Origin of the sequence: Phaeobacter cretensis (genome assembly GCF_047372505.1) — a bacterium.
GTDB lineage: Bacteria > Pseudomonadota > Alphaproteobacteria > Rhodobacterales > Rhodobacteraceae > Phaeobacter > Phaeobacter cretensis.
In genome coordinates this window covers 220,001-237,830 of record NZ_JBKBEU010000001.1, presented here as the reverse complement: position 1 = coordinate 237,830, position 17,830 = coordinate 220,001, and the positions used below count along the sequence as shown (strand labels likewise).

Sequence of the window (17,830 nt, the reverse complement as noted above, 5' to 3'; positions counted from 1 at the left end):
TTGATGATTTGGCCTCACCCCACAATATGGGGAGATACAGTCTGGTTACGAGGGGTTAGCCGCCCGCAAACCCAAAGGCACGCAGCCCGTCCAGAACAAACTGCACTGACAGGGCTGCCAATAGCATACCCAGAAGCCGGGTCACGACCGTGATCCCTGTCTTGCCCAGCATCCGTTCGAAGAGGCCTGAAAACAGGCACATCAGCAGCAGGATGCCCAATACGGCAAAGACCACACCCATCACCATGGCGAACCCAGCAAGCCCAGGCTGCTGACCGGTGAGCAAGATCACTGTCGCAATCGACCCCGGACCCGAAATGAGTGGGATTGCGAGCGGGAACACGGAGGGGTCGTCGAAATCATCTTCTTCACTACGATCTTCGCGCCGCTTGTTGCGGCGTTCAAACAGCATATCCAGCGCAGTTAGGAACAGGAGCACGCCACCTGCGATGCGGAAGGCCGCCATGGAGATCCCGGCAAATCCCAACACCGCCTCGCCAAAGGCCGCAAACACCGCCAGCAAGACTGCAGCCGTCACAGTGGACCGCAGAGCAATTGCTCGGCGCTGCGCTGGCGTCATGCCTTGGGTCAGCGCCAGAAAAATTGGCGTCAAACCGATAGGATCGACAATGACAAACAGCGTCACAAAGGAGGTGATCAGAAAAGCGGTATCCATCAGAGCGCTTCGGCTTTCTCCAGTTTCTCCACCGCTTTCAGCCACAAATCCTCGGCACGGTCCTGGGCTTCCATGACTTCGGAGTATTTACGCTGCCAGACCACGGCTTCGTCCTTGCGATCTTCGTCATAAAGCGCGGGATCAGCCAGCTTCTTGGCAAGTTTGTCGCGCATTTCGCCGACTTTTTCTAGTCGGGCTTCGCCTTTACGTACCTCGGCGCGTAGGGCCTGAATGGCATCGCGGCTGGGACGTTTGGTTTTTTCGGACTTGGTCTTGGATTTACCTGCGGGTTTGTCCCGCGTCAGCAACAGATCGCGGTAGGAGGGCAGATCGCCTTCGTATGGCTTCACGGTCCCGTTGGAGACCAGCCATAGCCGGTCCGCAACAAGGCTCAGCAGGTGCATATCGTGGCTGACCAGAATGACGGCGCCGGAATAGGCAGTCAGCGCCTCGACCAGGGCTTCGCGGCTTTCGATGTCTAGGTGGTTGGTCGGCTCATCGAGGATCAAAAGATGTGGCGCAGGCAGGGTGGCGAGCAGCAGCGACAAACGTGCCTTTTGCCCACCAGACAGACGCCCGACTTCGGTATCCGCCTGATCTGATCCCAGACCAAAGCCCGCGAGCCTTGCACGCAGCCGGGCCTGCCCCTCGTTTGGACGCTCACGCTGCAAATGCTGTAACGGCGTTTCATCAATGTGCAACTCATCGACCTGATGCTGGGCAAAGAAGCCAATCCGCAGCTTGCTGGATTGGGTCATCTTGCCTGTCATCACGTCCAGCCGGCCCGACAGCATCTTGGACAGCGTTGATTTGCCTTCACCGTTCTTACCCAACAGGGCAATACGGTCGTCCTGATCAATGCGCAGATCCAGACGGTTGAGGATCGCCGTGCCGTCATAGCCGACCGAAGCGCCTTCTGTGGCGATGATTGGTGGCGACAGCTCCTCAGGTTCAGGGAAGGTGAACACCGTGCGCGCAGCGTCTTCGGGCGCGCGGATCGTTTCCATCTTCTCCAGCATTTTTACCCGGCTTTGCGCTTGTTTTGCTTTGCTGGCCTTGGCTTTGAACCGGTCGACAAACGCCTGTAAATGGGCGCGACGGGCGTCCTGTTTCTTGGCCTGTGCGGCCTGATTGGCGCGATTTGCCGCCCGTTGACGGGCAAACTGGTCATAGTTTCCGGAATAATAGGTCAGGCCCAGCTCTTCGAGATGCAGAATACCATTCACCGACCGGTTCAGCAGCTCACGGTCGTGGCTGATGATGATCACAGTATGTGGGTATTTGACCAGATAGGCCTCAAGCCACAGTGCGCCCTCAAGATCGAGATAGTTGGTCGGTTCGTCCAACAGCAGCAGATCGGGTTGTGAAAACAAAACCGCAGCCAGGGCAACGCGCATCCGCCAACCGCCCGAGTAGTCAGAGCAGGGGCGCTGCTGGGCGGCAAAGTCAAACCCAAGCCCTTTCAGGATAGCCGCGGCGCGTCCTTCGGCAGACCACGCATCGATATCTGACAGGCGGGTTTGAATTTCAGCGATGCGCCCGGGATCCTGAGCCGTCTCAGATTCTGCCATCAGTTCGGCGCGCTCAGTATCGGCGGCAAGCACCGTATCAATCAGCGATACGTTCGAAGACGGCGCTTCCTGAGCAATGCCGCCAATCCGGGACCGGCTGGGCAGTGAGATGACGCCGGATTCTAGCGACAACTCACTGCGGATCAGTCGGAACAACGTGGTCTTGCCGGTACCGTTGCGGCCAACCAAACCAACTTTGTGGCCTGTGGGGATCGTGGCGCTGGCGCCATCGAACAATAGGCGGCCTTCGACCGCGTAGGATATATCGCTGATACGTAACATATCTGCGGTGTGGCGCAGTGACCCGGTGCTGTCAATCGGCGTCAGGGCAACAATTGGCCCTGCATCACTGTGTTGCGCGCTATTGGGCACAACTCAGGCTGGCGCGTTGCCGGGTTGAGCGAAGGTTGTCGCTGCGGAGGTATCACAACAACACCCTTTCCATGACGCGCAAGCCATGTTAGGCGGCCCGCGAAGTTTCCGGCCACGGGGGTCTCCCGCGGCTCAAATATGCAGGAGTATGCCAAATGGCTCTGGAACGTACATTTTCGATCGTTAAACCCGATGCAACCCGTCGCAACCTGACCGGCAAAATTAACGCCAAATTCGAAGACGCAGGTCTGCGCATCGTCGCACAAAAGCGTATTCACATGACCAAAGAGCAGGCTGGCGTGTTCTATGCTGTCCACTCCGAGCGCCCTTTCTACGGCGAACTTTGTGAATTCATGTCCTCCGAGCCAGTTGTTGTACAGGTTCTGGAAGGTGAAAACGCGATCGCGAAAAACCGCGAAATCATGGGCGCCACCAACCCGGCCGACGCCGCTGCCGGCACCATCCGCGCTGAGTTCGCCGAATCCGTAGGCGAAAACTCCGTCCACGGTTCCGACGCACCGGAAACCGCAGCGGTAGAGATCGCTTACTTCTTCTCCGGTCTGGAACTGGTCGGCTAAGCCACCACTGTTTTCAATACTTGAGTATTAGAAGAGGCCGCACCGGATACACCAGTGCGGCCTTTTTATGTTACAATGCCCGAACATCGCGGCCTTCCTGGTCGTCATGTCAGCGTCGACGCAGATAGCAGATGGTTGAGATTTCCGGATATGTCTCAGCGACGCTCGATCACCCCGATCTCATTCAACGCGCGCTCCAGATCGGATCGATTGGCATCAAAACTGCCTGCCTTCAGGGAATCAAACCGTTTGCGCAGCGCGGCTTTCTCCTCGCCTTTGCAATCGTTCCAGGGGCGCCCTTGCAAAGCCATGACCAATACATAATACCCTATGAAATGTGGCCGGTGGCCCGCCTCAAGCAGCCGGGTATAGGCCGCATCAGCGCCCATAGCCCGCAGATCTTCAGCAGATGTGATCCCCGCCTTGGTACAAGCGGTCTCAAAAGCGGGGCCAAGATTGCGGATGGATGAGACAGGTGTGGACATATCGGGAACATACATGGGGGCACAGGGGGTGTCACGGTCGTATTTTAGGGAAATTTGAACCACTTCTGTGGTGAATTGTGTGTAGGCCCCACGCTAAAGTCGCTCCTGTTCTATCCTTTTTCGCGCATAGAAACGCCCACTGGATAGAAGATCGCGATAGCCGAATTCCCTAGTGTGAAGTCAACACATCATTTCTGGTCTCATCCAGACACGCCACGAAACGCCGAAAGGAATGCAGCATGATCTACCCCATCGTTCTCGCCGGAGCCACAGACGCAGATATCATGAATAGCGCGGATATGGTTCCTATGCACTTCGAAGACGCTGATGGTATTCAGAGCCGCTTCCAGACGCTCCTGTCGTCCATCGCCGCCCCTGAGTTTCATGCCCCAACCGTGCTGACGAGTGGCGCGTTTGCAGAGGTTGCAGGCACTCAGATGGCGGCGATGGACATTGCAGGCAAAATGTTACTGGAACCTTCGGCAACCAAAACTGCCGCTGGTACCATGGCAGCTTTGTACAGCCTGAACTGTGCACCCGACAGCCTCGTGTTGATCGTCCCTGCGGATCAGGATTTTGACAATGCGAACCAGCTCCAGGACGCTCTGGCTCAGGGTGTACAAGCTGCCGAGCAGGGCGATATTGTGATGCTGGGCGTGCAGACTGATCGTGCCTGCCGCAGCCACGGTTATATCGAATGTGCGCACAGCCTCAATGCTGATGGCGTAACCCCGATCAGCAACTTCTTTGACCAGCGCAACCCGGCCTTTGATGGCTGGCGCGAACAGCCGGCCGCGAAACTGTGGAGCACCGGCATCTATCTTGCTCGCCTCGATGTCCTATTGGCGGCATATAAGAAAAACGCCACACGAATTCTGATGCCCAGCAAGACAGCCGTCAGCCGGGGTCACCAGTCCGAAGGGATCATAGCGCTTGAGGCTGCAAGCTACCGCCGCGCCCGTGGCAGCTCCTTTGAGAGTGCCATCCTGTGCCTTCAGGCTCAGCTTTCAGTCGTGGAAATGGACGCTGGCTGGGATGAAGTGGCTGCTTGGCAGGTGGAGCCTGAGGTCGCAAGTGACGCTGAGTGGGAGGCATGGTTGGCCGGTAGCGTTTCTGGCGAGGCATCCTGGTGCAAAACCATGCCGCACAATCGCAAAGCAGTTGCAAACGGTCACTGTGATACCACCCGTGATGTTACTGAGATTAGCGACACAGCAGGGTTGGCGTCCCGGTATGCAGAGCAACTCAGTGATGGTGGCGCTATCCGCGGCATTTCAAGCAAAACAGACAGCTGGGGTCGTAGCGAAACCCTTGATGTGGGTGTGGATCACATCGTGAAGCATCTGACCGTGCTGCCGGGCCAAAGCGTTCCGCTCTCCGTTGCCACCCTTGGCACCCATTGGCGGGTGGTTGAAGGCTCTGCGATGATTTCGTCAGACGAGCGTGTTCGGATGGTCTGGCGTGACCAAAGCCTTACCAGCAACGGTGAGATCCAGCGGATCGACAACATCGGTATTCGTCCCCTGCGCCTGATCGAAGTTGCTCCTGCTCGCAGCGCGGCAAGCCTGAAGCGGACAACCCTGCAGGTGGTTGCCTAAGGTCAGCCGCGACCATGTCGGTCTGAGAGTTCAACGCCGAACATTTGAAAGGGCCGCAGTTTTCTGCGGCCTTATTTCGTTTTTGCTGGTGAAACTCGACGAATGACCTGTGCTTAACTGGCGTTACAAAGATGCGTTAAATCCAGTGAAAATGCTACGATGTTTCCATCTCTATACTCGGCCCTGATGGTCGACTGGATGGTGCACCCAGGCCAGATGCTAGCTACTGCCTATGATTTGTCAGGGCACGAATTGCTGCGCTCCGATACCTCTCAGCAGAGTTGATTCCGTGAGGGCGCGTGAGGTGCAAACTCTACCCTGGCGGGTTGAGTTGGTGAGTCAATTTGCCATAGCGGTCTATGCCGAGGTTATACCTGTTGGTCTATCTTTACCTGCGCCATTCTGCCACCTTCACAGGGAAATTGGGTTCAAATCGCCTGTCGGCGGTCGAAAAAATGGGGTCGCAGTCTCTTTACAGATGATCTCATTGATGGATGACTATTTGAAAGCTGAGACCTGTCGCCGCGCTGCGGCTTTCTGCCACCTGCAATTTTGCTACTCAGTATTAGTTTGTCTCATGAAGCGATCGCGCCGCCGTTGTTCGAACACCCAAGCCATTACGGCGGCGCGCAATTTAATGAAAGAGACCAGACATGTTCGATGGCCTGACAGCCGAGACCCTGGCGCGCATTCAATTTGCGTTCACCGTCTCGTTTCACATCATTTTCCCAGCCTTTTCCATCGGGCTGGCCAGCTATCTTGCGGTGTTAAATGCCCTTTGGCTGCGCACGCGGGACGACAGCTATTACACCCTGTTTGAATATTGGAAGAAGATCTTTGCCGTCGCATTCGGCATGGGGGTCGTGTCGGGCATCGTGATGTCCTACCAGTTTGGGACCAACTGGTCCGTGTTCTCTGATAAGACTGGCCCGGTCCTCGGGCCTCTTATGGCCTATGAGGTGTTGTCGGCGTTTTTCCTAGAGGCAGGGTTCTTGGGCATTATGCTGTTTGGTCGGGCGCGTGTTGGCGACCGGTTGCATATGTTCGCAACCGGTATGGTGGCCTTTGGTACATTAATGTCAGCGACCTGGATCCTCAGCGTGAACAGCTGGATGCAGACACCCGCAGGCTATGGCATCAACGATGTGGGGCAGTTTGTTCCTGAGGACTGGTGGCAGATCGTCTTTAATCCTTCTTTCCCGTACCGGCTGTTACATATGGTATTGGCGGCCTTCCTGACCACAGCGCTTGTGGTGGGCGGCGTCGGTGGGCTGCATCTTTTGCGAGACAAAGCCGACGTCTGTGCTCGGCGGATGTTTTCCATGGCAATGTGGATGCTTGTGCTCGTTGCACCGATACAGATCTTTGCAGGCGATATGCACGGACTCAACACACTGGAACACCAGCCGATCAAGGTGATGGCCATGGAAGGTCACTACGACAGCCATCCCGACGGCGCGCCATTGATCCTGTTTGGCTGGCCAAATTCTGAGACGAAGACTGTCGATTACGCCATTGAAATTCCCAAGCTTTCCAGTCTGATCCTCAAACACGACCTGAACGCGCCACTGGATGGTCTGGACACCATCCCAGACGAGGATGAACCGCCGGTGGCCATCGTGTTCTGGTCTTTTCGGATCATGGTTGGTCTGGGTTTTGCGATGCTGGGTCTTGGGACTTGGTCGTTGTGGCGGCGCCTGCGCGGACATCTATATGAGGACCGGTTGTTGCAACGAGCATCTATTGCGATGGGGCCGATGGGCTTTGTTGCAGTGCTTGCCGGGTGGATCACCACCGAGGTTGGTCGCCAGCCTTTCACTGTCTACGGTCTGTTGCGTACATCGGACAGTCTGGCACCGGTCTCGGCACCGGCGGTTGCTGCCTCGCTCACTGCATTTGTCATCGTCTATTTCTTCATTTTTGGGGCAGGGACCTTCTATATCCTCCGCATGATGAGCAAAGCGACGTTGACCCGAAGCCATGACTTGCAAGACGGGCTGCAGGACGGACCGGTACGCGCAGCCGGTATCACTCCTGCGCAGCAAGTCGCCCCCACCATCACTAACGATCCCAATCCCCGCGGCAACTGACAGAGGTTTTGATATGTTGTTTGACTTATCCTTTATCTGGGCCGGGATTATCGCTTTTGCGGTGCTGACCTATGTGGTGCTTGACGGATTCGACCTCGGCGTGGGTATCCTGTTTCCCTTTGCCAGCTCGGATCGTGATCGCGCGACAATGATGAATTCCATCGCTCCGGTCTGGGACGGCAATGAAACCTGGCTGGTGCTCGGTGGCGGCGGGTTATTTGCGGTGTTTCCACTGGCCTATGCGGTAATTATGCCCGCCCTGTACATGCCCATCACCCTGATGTTGCTGGCACTGGTGTTTCGCGGTGTCGCCTTTGAATATCGCTGGCGAACAACACGCTGGCGCGGTGTCTGGGACAGCGCATTCTTTGGCGGATCGGTTGTTGCTGCAACCATGCAAGGTATCGCATTGGGCGCACTCGTGCAGGGAATCGAAATCGAAGGCCGTGCCTATGCCGGCGGTTGGTGGGATTGGCTCACGCCGTTTTCGGTGATCACCGGTCTGGCTGTACTGATCGGCTATGCGCTACTGGGCGCGGCTTGGCTCAACATGAAAACCGAAGGCGAGTTGCAACAGCAGATGCGTCGCTATGCCCGGTGGCTTGCGGCAGCGACACTTGCCAGTATTGCAGTCGTGAGCCTGTTGACACCATTTCAGGACCCGGAGTATTTCCGACGCTGGTTCAATCTGCCTGGGAGCCTGTTCAGCCTGCTTGTACCGGGGCTGGTCGCACTCTGTAGCTATGCGCTTTTCCAAGGCTTGAAAGGGGAGCGGGATGCACAGCCGTTTTTGGCGGCACTAGGCCTGTTTATCCTTAGCTTCATTGGGATCGGCATCAGCTTTTACCCCTTCATTGTCCCGCCAGGGCTGACCATAGCCGAGGCCGCAGCGCCAGATGAAAGCCTGATGTTCACACTGGTTGGAGCCGTGGTTCTGGTGCCGCTGATCCTAGGTTATACCGCCTACGCGTATTGGGTGTTTCGTGGCAAGGTCGATCCGGAGGAGGGATACCATTGAATCAGCCTCATCCTCCTAAAATACCAAACCAAGACCATGACCCGCAACCTGAAGCGGGGGCTCAACATGCCCTTGTCAGGCTTCTTTGGTTTGCCGCGCTCTGGATTGGCAGCGTCGGTGTCTTGGCCTGTGTCGCCTATGTTATTCGTTGGGCGGTTGTTATCTGATACGGGGTTACGCGGCACGCTAAACTGTATTGTTTGGTTTAACCGGGCAACCGATCAAATATCCAAGAACGGTTCGCCACAAACAAACGCGCACTCAACTATGTTGGGTGCGCGGGCGGTCGAAATTGTGATGTAAATCAGCAGGCGGTTTTAGAACAGACCGGCTTCTTTGGCCGTCAGCGCTGCTTGGGTTCGGTTCTTGGCCTCAAGTTTGCGGCAGAGCGTGCGCACATGCAACTTGATCGTCACCTCTTGCAATTCCAGCTCGCGCGCGATTTCCTTGTTTGACAAGCCACGGCACAAGCCGTCCAGAACTTCAAGCTCACGGGGGCTCAGTTTTTCAGCCAGTGGATGGACCGGGGCCTCAGCCTCTTTGCGCATCAGCTCAACGGGAACATAGATTTCACCCGCGCTCATGAAACGCACAGCATTCAACAGCGATTGCGCGCCCATGGTTTTGGGAATGAAACCGATTGCTCCGGCGTCTAAAGCTTCCTGTGCGGTGCGAGTGGGTGCACTGCCTGAAATAATTGCAACGCCCTTGCCACCGTTGGCTTTCAACGCGGTATTGAGGCCGTCGAGCCCCTGCATGCCCGGCATATTGTAGTCCAATAGAACCAGGTCATAGGGACCGTTCTGTTCCAGTTCGCTCAGCGCACCGGGCAGGTCAACGGTTGAGGTAACCGCCGCGCCGCCCTCTGACTTCAGATAAGCCGAGATTGTTTCGCGAACCATGTCGTGATCGTCCGCCAAAAGAATACGCATGTAAGCTCCTACTAAGTGCCGACCTAAACCCGGATTATAACCCCAAATTGGTTTATGAAATATCAATGGGCCTGGGAGTGGGTGCTGACTGTTTAAACTATGTAAAACTCTCCCTAATCTTGTACTTAAGATAACGTATTCGCGCGTAAAATCGATGGCTTTTGGCAAAAAAAGTCGACGCTGGTTACGAATACTATACCAAAGAATAGCAACCTATCCGCAGGAACAACTGCCCGATGACGCGATTTGTGACAGTCTGGGAGCAGAATATTTGATGAGCATGGCAGCGGGGTAATTTATCTGATCATGCTCAAAGCTTCGGAAAAGGGATAAAGCTATGAAAAACTGGCACCTCCACATCGCGGCACTTGTTGCAGCCGTCACACTGATTTGCAACCTTTCGCCTAACGCAGCGCAGGCCGCACAATCGGACGAGGCTGTGCTGATAGTCGCGGTCAAATCTACAGATGGCAGCGATATGCAGCGCCACGAATTCTCCATGGAAGAATTAAGGACCCTGCCAGTTGCACAGTTCGATACACGCACCATCTGGACGTCTGGGGAACAGGCCTTCACGGGCGTCAGCCTGGCGGCACTCTTGACCTATGTCGGCGTGGAGCAGCGGCAAACCGGCGTTGTTGTTGCACGTGCCATTAATGACTACGCGGTGGAAATTCCTGTCACCGATGCGACCAATGGCGGCCCGATGGTCGCTTACGAACGCAACGGATCGACGATGTCCGTACGTGACAAGGGGCCGTTGTGGATCGTCTATCCCTATGACAGTGATCCGACTTATCGAACGGAAGCGGTTTATTCTCGTAGTATTTGGCAGCTTGAGGAGATTACGATAGGTCAATGATCTACCACGACAAAGGCCCTCTCTAGGTGCGGTCCAGGGAAAACCCTCTGCTGTCGCACAGCGTTCTGATCACCGTGAGCTTGGTTCTTACCTTGCTCGCGGTTCAGTCCGTTCGGCTTGGCCGTGAAGTTCTGGAACGTCTGGACGGCCTCTCCACTGCGGCCAATGACAGCCTGCAATGGACACTGTCACAGGCAGAGATTGAGCAGCTGAAATTAGAAAACGCGGTGCTGTCCGCACACACCGGTCAAGAGCTGTCACAGGTTCGGCGCGAATTTGATATTCTGTACAGCCGTGTGGCCACTATCCGTGAAAGCCAAGCTTTCGCTTCGGTACGTGAAGTCCCTGAAAATGCCGAGACCCTGCGACGGGTGATGCAGCGCATAGATACGTTGATTACCTACATAGACGGCCCGGATGAGGCCTTGTTGTTTGGCCTGCCGAAGGTCACCGAAATTCTACAGGAGAACCGAAGTGATCTGCGCATACTAGCGCTGGCAGGTCTTACCGAACATGCGCGTGTGACGGAGGGAAAACGCCTCAACCTCTTTGGTATTCTGTCGCGCTTGGCCTGGGTTGTTCTGGCGCTTTGTGTGGCGTTAGGGCTGACGGCGCTAATGATGGGGCGTCTCTATCAGCGCGGCAAACGCCTTGCCGAACGGACGCGCCATGCGGTTGCCCGGATGCGTGCCATGATCACCTCGTCCCTCGATGCGATCCTGGTCGTCGGCGATGATGGGCGTATTCAGGAATTCAACGGCGCGGCGGAGACGATTTTTGGGTATTCCCGCGCCGAAGCCACCGGTGCCGAGATGGCAGAGCTTATCGTGCCAGAGCACCTAAGGGTAGCACATGCTCAGGGAATGTTGGACTACCTGTCTGGCGGAGATGCCAGGGTTATCGGAAAGGGTCGTGTGCAGCTGGAGGCGCAGCGAAAATCCGGCGAGATTTTCCCAGTTGAACTATCGGTCAATGTCAGTGAAACACCCGAAGAGACCGTCTTTGTTAGCTACCTGCGTGACATTTCAGACAGGATAGCTGCCGAAGAGGAGCTATTGAAGGCGCGTGATGAGGCGCTTGCCGGCGAACGGGCTAAAGCGGATCTGCTGACTGTTATGAGCCATGAGATGCGCACGCCTCTCACCGGGGTGCTGGGCGCGGTTGAATTGCTGGATGGCACGACCTTGACGACGGAGCAGCACGAATACCTTTCCGTCATGCGGGACTCAAGCGACCGACTGATGTCCCACGTCAATGATGTCCTTCAGATGTCGCAGCTGGAGACCGGAACAGATCATGAGCAGCAGCGCATTTTCCACCTAGCTGACCTTGTGCGTGAAGTTGTCGAAACCCACCAGCCCTTGGCCCGCCAGACCCACAACGAATTGAGCCTACACTGTAGCCTTGGCGCGTCAGATGAGGTTTTAGGACGCCCTATCGCCTTGCAGAAGGTGCTGATAAATCTTGTTAAAAATGCGCTTCAATTCACAGCTGACGGGGCGGTGTCAATCGATGTCATGCGGCAGAAGGACAGCGATATGGTCGAAATCTGCGTCGCCGACACCGGTGCCGGCATCGCAGAGCACGACTTAGAACGGATTTTTGAAGATTTCATTCGCCTTGATTCCAGCTATGCGCGCAGCAGCGAAGGCACCGGGTTGGGTCTAGCGATCACCCGCCGCATCATCGTTTCTATGGGCGGTGAAATTACCTGTGAGAGCGAGCTCGGTGAGGGCAGCCTATTCACGATAGCTCTGCCTTTGCCTGCCTCTCATGCCGGTGTCTCGACACAAGCAAAGCAATCTATGCTAGCTGAAGCCACCCAGTCTATTGGCAAAACGGGGCCGATTGGGGAGTTGCCGGGAACCCCTTCGCAAGGTGTTGGCGCTGCGCGGATCCTCGTGGTCGAAGACAACGAAATCAACCAGGTTTTGGTTGAGCGAATGCTGATCAGCCTAGGCCATGAGGTCGTGCTTGCTCCTGGCGGCGCCGAAGGGGTCGAGGCCGCGCGGCAGGGGCAATTTGATCTCATCTTTATGGACATCAGTATGCCGGAGGTGGATGGGATGGAGGCAACTCGTCGCATCCGTGAACAGAAACTCGCGGAGGGTGTCGATATCGTTGCGCTCACAGCCCACGTTGCGGCCCGCGACCACGCCGAAATGTGTCTCGCGGGATTGGCAGAGGTGGTGACCAAACCGGTTAGCAAAGCTGCGCTTTCGGATGTGATTGCCCGCCGCGCGCGCGCTGATCGCAGTGGGTTGGTAGCGACAGAACCAGCGCAACACTCAGATGGTGGCATGGCTGCAGACGAGGAAGTGTCTGATATATCGCAGTTTTTACATGCCCTTGGAGCAGAGCGAGGGGCACAGTTCTTGCGTGGCTATCTTACTGAGATGCAACAGCTCCTCGATGATCTGGGAGCCGAGCAAAAATTGCGCCAACCCCTGCGTGATGAGGCGCATCGCCTGGCCGGATCAGCGGCCGTGCTTGGTTTTGCTGATCTCAGGGCCGCGTTGCTTGAGGTTGAGCATTCAGAAGGCGATGGCGTGCCTGCACTTGCTGGGCTGACGATGTGCTGGGATCGTGCAAATGATGAGATTACCCGACAGCTGCCAGACAACGCTTCAGGCTAGTGTGAAGATTGCGCATGTTGTGACCTGCGCTGTAACAACGTTCATAAGGTTTTGATATTCCTACAATACGTTCCGAAGCGAATCCTAGACGTCTGCCCAAGAGACGGTCGTGGAGTTGTCCCTGCTCGCAGGTATTGAGGGACGGGCTGCGAGACCCGCCACCAACTCTTGATTGGAACAACTGGCCAAAACCAGATTTGCTTTCAGAACTTTAGGAGACGTGTCCAGAAATCTTGCTGCCTCGAAAGGGTCGGTTCTGCCGTTGTAGTTCGAACAGACACAGCGAACCGACGATGAGCTCTATTGCAAGTGCCACCAGGATGCTTTCACCCGGCCATCCGTCGAGTACGATTCCGACGATGCGGCCGGAGGCATAGGCGAAGAAGACCAAAGTGCCTAGCGCCGCCGAAAGACGCGCCAAACCGGGCCGCAGAACACCGGTAAAGATAACCGCACCAAGGATGGCGAGGTTTGCACCGGGCGCGCGTAACTCGCTCAGGAGTGCTCGGTTTTCGCCTAGGTCAATACCGTAGCCCGCATAGAAGCCATGAGTTGCGAAAGTGATGGCGAGGCCGATGCTGCAGGCCGTGAGGCCCGCAGCGCTAAGGGTGAATTTCTGATAGAAAGACATCGTAATTTCCTTTTGATTATGGGCAAATCAGACTGCGGTTTCCCAGGCCCCGGAGCTGACGGCGTTTGTGGCAAAAGTGGTGAAATCGCGTGGCGGGCGGCCAAGGGCGCGCTGAACCCCATCAGCGATCCGCGCATTGCGGCCATCCAAGGTCTCTCGAGCGATATCGGTAAGCACATCAGCGATCATCTCGCCCTGTGAAGCGAGGAGGGCGGCGTGGAAGTCCTCGAAAGAAATCGGCATATGCGTGATTTTCTGTCCGGTTGCTGCGGATAGAACCTCAGCCATATGTTCAAACGTCATAAGGCGCGGTCCGGTGACTTCATAGGTTTCACTATCATGGTTCGTTTCAGTCAGGGCGGCGACCGCAACATCGGCGATGTCATCTACGTCTACGATGGGTTCAAGCACATCGCCGCCTGGCATTGGGAGGACCCCTGCCATTACCGGCGCATGTAACGCCCCTTCGGAGAAGTTCTGCGCAAACCATGCCGCACGGACGATGGTATAGGGCAGCCCCGAGGTTCGGATCACCTCCTCGGCGCGTTGTGCGTGGTATTCACCGCGTCCGGTGAGCAGGACAATTTTGCGAACACCTGCAACGCGCGCCTGATCGGTGAAGGCCGCAACTGTTTCAACTGCCCCCGGCACGGCAATGTCCGGGTAGTACGAGATATAGACCGCAGAAACGCCCGCAAGAACCGGGGCCCAAGTGTCGGGCGTGTTCCAATCGAAAGGAATAGCGGCACTGCGGGAACCCTGACGCACTGGCAGGCCCTTTGCATCGAGCAGATTTGCGATACGCGCGCCGGTTTTACCGGTGGCGCCAAGGACGAGGATAGGTTGGATAGTCATGGGGAAAATCCTTGAGTTGGGCAGATTGTTGGTTCGATGCCCCGTTTTCTCTCAAGATGAGTAGATGAACCATTCCTCTACGTCCGAAAAAATTGCCTGATCGTCCAGATCATCTGGACGTTCTGTCTTCGTCGATGCACAGTCTGCTTATGACAGAGCCACATGTTCCGAACCCCTCACGTCTCGCACAGCCCATCGGGGATCCCTTGGGAGAGATCCTGCATCTGCTCAAATTGACGGGTACGTTCTATTGCCAGTCACGGCTCAGCGCACCGTGGGGCATCGCCATTCCGGGGTTTCCCGAAGTGATGAGCTTTGCCGTCGTGATTGGCGGCCGGGCGTGGATGAAGGCCGGAGAGACTGCAGCTTTTGAAATACAGAAAGGCGATCTCGTGCTGATCACCAACGGCGTGCCGATCAGTCTTTACAGTGATCCGGACGCCCCATTGTTGACGCTTGAAGAGCTGCCGATCCGTAAGGTGACAGAACTGTACGAGACAGTAGAGTTCGGTGGTGGCGGTGAGGCCTGTAGCATCATGTACGGTCTTGCCCGGCTTGATCATGCCTCAAGCCCGATGCTGATGGCTCTGCTGCCGGATGTGTTGAAGGTCGACCCGTGGGAAGAGGATGCGGGAAGCTGGTTACAGGGCACATTGCAATTCATAGCGAGAGAGGCGCGCGAGCTGCGTCCTGGTGGCGAAACTGTCATCACGCGGCTTGCCGACGTCGTTGTGATTGAGGCGATCCGGCGCTGGCTGATCAGATCTCCCGATGCTGATCGAGGCTGGCTGAAAGCCGCGCGTGACCCACAGATCGGGCGGGCTATTGTGGCCGTCCATCGCGATCCTGCGGCAGACTGGTCAGTTGAGGCACTGGCGCGGGTGGCGAGCATGTCCCGCTCAGCCTTTGCTGCGAGGTTCACCAACCTCGTAGGCACCCCTGCGATGCAGTATCTTGCTGAATGGCGCATGAACCTTGCCCGGCGTACATTGCGAGAGAGCACCCAGTCTATCGCCACCATCGCCGCTGATCTTGGTTATCAATCCGAGCCTGCATTCAATCGTGCCTTTAAACGGGTGTTCGGCACAACACCGGGGCAGGCGCGGCGGGCCTCACGCGATATCGCGTTTTGATAGAGTGACAGGAATGGAACCGACGCTGCATATGCTTTGCGGTAAGATCGCGTCTGGCAAATCCACGCTGGCGAAGCAATTGGTTCGCGAGGATGGCGTTCTTATCTCTGAGGACGACTGGCTGGGTGCACTATTTGCGGATGAGATGAAAAACGGTGCGGACTACATGCGCTGTGCAGGCAAGTTACGCAGCATCATGGTGCCGCATCTTGTGGCGTTGTTGAATGCCGGAACCACCGTCGTCTTGGATTTTCCTGCGAATACAGTTGAACAACGCGTCTGGATGCGGGGTATCGTCACAGTAGCCAAAACAGCGCATCAATTGCATGTGCTGAATACATCGGACGAGGAGTGCCTTGCACGCCTTAGACTTCGCAATGCAGCCGGAGACCATCCTTTTTCGGTGACCGAAGAGCAGTTCTGGCAGTTCTCGAAACATTTCGCAGCGCCCACCGATGACGAAGGCTTCAATCTGGTCGTGCATAGCCCAAGTGATTTGTAAACTTGCACTGACGTCGATTAGCAGCGATGCGGCCCTCATCTAGGCGGCATCAGGGGCCACCTGTGTCAGATGGCCCCGTTATGTTTGCGCGGGTTATTCAGCTTATTCAGCGGGGATCATGCCCTGCACTTGGATTGTGACGTTGTCGCCCGGTGGTGTCAGAGCGTAGACAAAGCCTGCCCGCATCGCCATGGAGATAATCACCACAAGAAACGCAGCGATCATCTGCATCTTGAAGATCGACCGCAGCAGGATGACATGGTCAGGCTTGCACCAGCGCTGCCAATGATCAGCGCCATAACCGCCCCAGCGACATGCCCTTAGGCATCCCGAACTCTTCGATGACACATCACGTCAATAGCCTGATCAAAGCCGGGCTCATCGTTCAGGAGCGCCGCGGACGTACACTCCAGTGTATCCCGCGGTATCGACGCCTCTGGGAGGTTACGGTCTTTTTGCAAAGCGAATGTTGCGTTGGCGAAGCGCAACTTCTAGAGGGTGGTAGTCTAGGGGATTGATGTTTGCCCCATGGGATGCGCACGATTGGCATCTATGATGCTGCAAGGGCAAAACCCAAAAAGCAAAGCACGTCAGGGTTTTCCCGCATTCCGAACCCAGAACATCGTGCGATGGCACAGATATTGAGTGGACGCTGGCAGAGTACTGTCTACTCGGACTGGTGCCTGCCTGCTTCTGGCACAGCATAGTCTAGCAACACCTGGAGCGGCATTTCCCAAGCGCCCGGTTGGTTGTAGTTTCCTGCGAATGTGGCCACGACAAAGCGCGCTTTTGGCTGGATCGTGAGGCGCTGCCCGCCATTGCCCTGTGCTATGAGGATCGGATCGCCACTTGGGCCGCTCGCGACATACCAGAGTAGGCCATAGTTGAATCCGTCTATGATGTTCGCTTCCGGCCGAAAGGAGGCCTCCAGCCATGCGGCCGGTACGATCTGGCGCCCGTCATACTTGCCGTCTTGGGACACCATCACTCCAATGGCGGCGAGGTCACGAGCGGTTAGCCGCAGCCCGGAGGCCGCAGACGGAACCCCATCGCCGCCTCTAACCCATTCATAGTTGGTGATGCCCAATGTATGAAAAAGCCGCGCCTCAGCAAATTGGTCTATCTCCATTTTGGTACCATCAGCGATGAGCTTACCGATTAAGGCCACAGCACCACCGTTGTATGTCCAGATTTTTCCGGGTTCAGAGACCATTGGCCGATCCAGCACGAAACGATATCGGTCAGATGCCATCTCCATCGCAATTTCACTGTTCCGCGGGTTTGAGTAGGGCAGACTCTCATCCCACTGCGTCCCCATCTGCATTGTAAGCGCGTCCTGCACTGTGATGGCTTCACGGGCCGTGCCATCACGCAAATCGGAGTATTCGGGGAACAGATCCAACAATGGAGTGTCGAGCGGTGGGACCAGACCATCGGCGAGTGCAATACCATAGAGCAGGCCTACGACTGACTTGGTGACTGATCTGACATCGTGCAATGTCTCCGGGCCATGATCAACGATCCCGATTGGCATGCCCCAACGTTCATCTTCGCCTGCAAAATAGGCCTCGGAAATGCGCCCACCATCCAGCATGACAACGGTCGCATGAAGCCCGGCAATCTCGTTGGCGTGGATTGCAGCACTGAGTTTTTCTTCCATGGATTGTCCCCAGACGGACGAGCCATAGAGACACATCAACAGCGAAAACGTTGCGGCGAATAACGATGGACGAGCTTCAGACATACGCAGCCTCACGTTGGCCGATACGCTTCGAGACTTTTGGCCTGCTAGGCTCGAGATATTGCTGGTCCGAAGCAATACCCAGCGAGACCGAGCCTAGTTTTAGCGACGACCTTAAGCAAGACGCACAGGACAGTCTCAACTGCTGGC

Annotated in this window: 16 protein-coding genes; 8 read left to right on the top strand and 8 right to left on the bottom strand. The window is 56.2% G+C overall.

Annotation, left to right across the window (positions count from 1 at the left end; all coding sequences use genetic code 11):
* Positions 1-55 precede the first annotated feature (55 nt).
* Together ACEWZM_RS01125 and ACEWZM_RS01120 are read right to left on the bottom strand one after the other, a co-directional pair.
* Positions 56-676, bottom strand: coding sequence for a MarC family protein (locus ACEWZM_RS01125; protein ID WP_414004691.1), 621 nt, complete (start codon positions 674-676; stop codon positions 56-58).
* Positions 676-2,529, bottom strand: a complete 1,854-nt coding sequence (locus tag ACEWZM_RS01120; protein ID WP_414007919.1) for an ABC-F family ATP-binding cassette domain-containing protein — start codon at positions 2,527-2,529, stop codon at positions 676-678. The genes ACEWZM_RS01125 and ACEWZM_RS01120 overlap by 1 nt, the downstream gene beginning before the upstream one ends.
* A 245-nt stretch (positions 2,530-2,774) precedes the next feature.
* Here ACEWZM_RS01120 and ndk point away from each other — a divergent pair, with 245 nt between their 5' ends.
* Entirely contained in the window at positions 2,775-3,197 is a 423-nt protein-coding gene (gene ndk, locus ACEWZM_RS01115) for a nucleoside-diphosphate kinase (RefSeq protein WP_414004690.1), read from the top strand.
* Between the two features lie 155 nt (positions 3,198-3,352).
* Here the strand turns inward: ndk and ACEWZM_RS01110 are convergent, their stop codons facing one another.
* Positions 3,353-3,682: a TfoX/Sxy family protein gene (locus ACEWZM_RS01110; protein ID WP_414004689.1), complete on the bottom strand. Its 330-nt coding sequence runs from the start codon at positions 3,680-3,682 to the stop codon at positions 3,353-3,355.
* Between the two features lie 239 nt (positions 3,683-3,921).
* Here ACEWZM_RS01110 and ACEWZM_RS01105 point away from each other — a divergent pair, with 239 nt between their 5' ends.
* From ACEWZM_RS01105 to cydB, 3 genes are all read left to right on the top strand, one after another.
* The gene (locus ACEWZM_RS01105; protein WP_414004688.1) at positions 3,922-5,280 is read left to right on the top strand and encodes a glycosyltransferase family protein; all 1,359 of its coding nucleotides are present in this window, start codon (positions 3,922-3,924) and stop codon (positions 5,278-5,280) included.
* A gap of 653 nt (positions 5,281-5,933) precedes the next feature.
* On the top strand, positions 5,934-7,370 hold the full coding sequence (locus tag ACEWZM_RS01100; RefSeq protein WP_414004687.1) for a cytochrome ubiquinol oxidase subunit I: 1,437 nt from the start codon (positions 5,934-5,936) through the stop codon (positions 7,368-7,370).
* Positions 7,371-7,383: 13 nt separating this feature from the next.
* Positions 7,384-8,388 (top strand): cytochrome d ubiquinol oxidase subunit II, encoded by a 1,005-nt coding sequence (gene cydB, locus ACEWZM_RS01095; RefSeq protein ID WP_414004686.1) that lies wholly within the window; start codon positions 7,384-7,386, stop codon positions 8,386-8,388.
* A 317-nt stretch (positions 8,389-8,705) separates the two neighbouring features.
* On the opposite strand, the gene ACEWZM_RS01090 is transcribed toward cydB, so the two are convergent.
* Entirely contained in the window at positions 8,706-9,320 is a 615-nt protein-coding gene (locus ACEWZM_RS01090) for a response regulator transcription factor (RefSeq protein ID WP_414004685.1), read from the bottom strand.
* Between the two features lie 337 nt (positions 9,321-9,657).
* Here ACEWZM_RS01090 and ACEWZM_RS01085 point away from each other — a divergent pair, with 337 nt between their 5' ends.
* The gene (locus ACEWZM_RS01085; protein WP_414004684.1) at positions 9,658-10,182 is read left to right on the top strand and encodes a putative pterin-binding protein; all 525 of its coding nucleotides are present in this window, start codon (positions 9,658-9,660) and stop codon (positions 10,180-10,182) included.
* 74 nt (positions 10,183-10,256) lie between these two features.
* Positions 10,257-12,818 carry a hybrid sensor histidine kinase/response regulator gene (locus ACEWZM_RS01080; RefSeq protein WP_414004683.1) on the top strand — a complete coding sequence of 854 codons (2,562 nt, stop codon included), beginning with the start codon at positions 10,257-10,259 and terminating at the stop codon, positions 12,816-12,818.
* Between the two features lie 211 nt (positions 12,819-13,029).
* Here ACEWZM_RS01080 and ACEWZM_RS01075 read toward each other — a convergent pair whose 3' ends face one another.
* On the bottom strand, positions 13,030-13,449 hold the full coding sequence (locus ACEWZM_RS01075) for a DUF4345 domain-containing protein (RefSeq protein WP_414004682.1): 420 nt from the start codon (positions 13,447-13,449) through the stop codon (positions 13,030-13,032).
* Positions 13,450-13,476: 27 nt separating this feature from the next.
* The gene (locus ACEWZM_RS01070; RefSeq protein ID WP_414004681.1) at positions 13,477-14,304 is read right to left on the bottom strand and encodes an NAD(P)H-binding protein; all 828 of its coding nucleotides are present in this window, start codon (positions 14,302-14,304) and stop codon (positions 13,477-13,479) included.
* A gap of 149 nt (positions 14,305-14,453) precedes the next feature.
* On the opposite strand from ACEWZM_RS01070, the gene ACEWZM_RS01065 reads away from it, so the two are divergent.
* Both ACEWZM_RS01065 and ACEWZM_RS01060 read left to right on the top strand, forming a co-directional pair.
* Positions 14,454-15,437 (top strand): AraC family transcriptional regulator, encoded by a 984-nt coding sequence (locus ACEWZM_RS01065; protein WP_414004680.1) that lies wholly within the window; start codon positions 14,454-14,456, stop codon positions 15,435-15,437.
* A 13-nt stretch (positions 15,438-15,450) separates the two neighbouring features.
* Positions 15,451-15,939 carry a P-loop nucleotide/nucleoside kinase family protein gene (locus ACEWZM_RS01060; RefSeq protein ID WP_414004679.1) on the top strand — a complete coding sequence of 163 codons (489 nt, stop codon included), beginning with the start codon at positions 15,451-15,453 and terminating at the stop codon, positions 15,937-15,939.
* Between the two features lie 102 nt (positions 15,940-16,041).
* Here ACEWZM_RS01060 and ACEWZM_RS01055 read toward each other — a convergent pair whose 3' ends face one another.
* Positions 16,042-16,287: a hypothetical protein gene (locus ACEWZM_RS01055; protein WP_414004678.1), complete on the bottom strand. Its 246-nt coding sequence runs from the start codon at positions 16,285-16,287 to the stop codon at positions 16,042-16,044.
* A gap of 319 nt (positions 16,288-16,606) precedes the next feature.
* Positions 16,607-17,683 (bottom strand): serine hydrolase domain-containing protein, encoded by a 1,077-nt coding sequence (locus ACEWZM_RS01050; protein ID WP_414004677.1) that lies wholly within the window; start codon positions 17,681-17,683, stop codon positions 16,607-16,609.
* Between the last annotated feature and the right edge of the window lie 147 nt (positions 17,684-17,830).

What these genes read in the sequence shown, in the direction of transcription:
- ACEWZM_RS01100 (WP_414004687.1), top strand. Translation starts at nt 5,934, where the DNA reads ATGTTCGATGGCCTGACAGCCGAGACCCTGGCGCGCATTCAATTTGCG.
- ACEWZM_RS01050 (WP_414004677.1), bottom strand. Translation starts at nt 17,683, where the DNA reads ATGTCTGAAGCTCGTCCATCGTTATTCGCCGCAACGTTTTCGCTGTTG.
- cydB (WP_414004686.1), top strand. Translation starts at nt 7,384, where the DNA reads ATGTTGTTTGACTTATCCTTTATCTGGGCCGGGATTATCGCTTTTGCG.
- ACEWZM_RS01105 (WP_414004688.1), top strand. Translation starts at nt 3,922, where the DNA reads ATGATCTACCCCATCGTTCTCGCCGGAGCCACAGACGCAGATATCATG.
- ACEWZM_RS01110 (WP_414004689.1), bottom strand. Translation starts at nt 3,682, where the DNA reads ATGTCCACACCTGTCTCATCCATCCGCAATCTTGGCCCCGCTTTTGAG.
- ACEWZM_RS01065 (WP_414004680.1), top strand. Translation starts at nt 14,454, where the DNA reads ATGACAGAGCCACATGTTCCGAACCCCTCACGTCTCGCACAGCCCATC.
- ndk (WP_414004690.1), top strand. Translation starts at nt 2,775, where the DNA reads ATGGCTCTGGAACGTACATTTTCGATCGTTAAACCCGATGCAACCCGT.
- ACEWZM_RS01120 (WP_414007919.1), bottom strand. Translation starts at nt 2,529, where the DNA reads ATGTTACGTATCAGCGATATATCCTACGCGGTCGAAGGCCGCCTATTG.
- ACEWZM_RS01090 (WP_414004685.1), bottom strand. Translation starts at nt 9,320, where the DNA reads ATGCGTATTCTTTTGGCGGACGATCACGACATGGTTCGCGAAACAATC.
- ACEWZM_RS01070 (WP_414004681.1), bottom strand. Translation starts at nt 14,304, where the DNA reads ATGACTATCCAACCTATCCTCGTCCTTGGCGCCACCGGTAAAACCGGC.
- ACEWZM_RS01075 (WP_414004682.1), bottom strand. Translation starts at nt 13,449, where the DNA reads ATGTCTTTCTATCAGAAATTCACCCTTAGCGCTGCGGGCCTCACGGCC.
- ACEWZM_RS01085 (WP_414004684.1), top strand. Translation starts at nt 9,658, where the DNA reads ATGAAAAACTGGCACCTCCACATCGCGGCACTTGTTGCAGCCGTCACA.
- ACEWZM_RS01060 (WP_414004679.1), top strand. Translation starts at nt 15,451, where the DNA reads ATGGAACCGACGCTGCATATGCTTTGCGGTAAGATCGCGTCTGGCAAA.
- ACEWZM_RS01125 (WP_414004691.1), bottom strand. Translation starts at nt 676, where the DNA reads ATGGATACCGCTTTTCTGATCACCTCCTTTGTGACGCTGTTTGTCATT.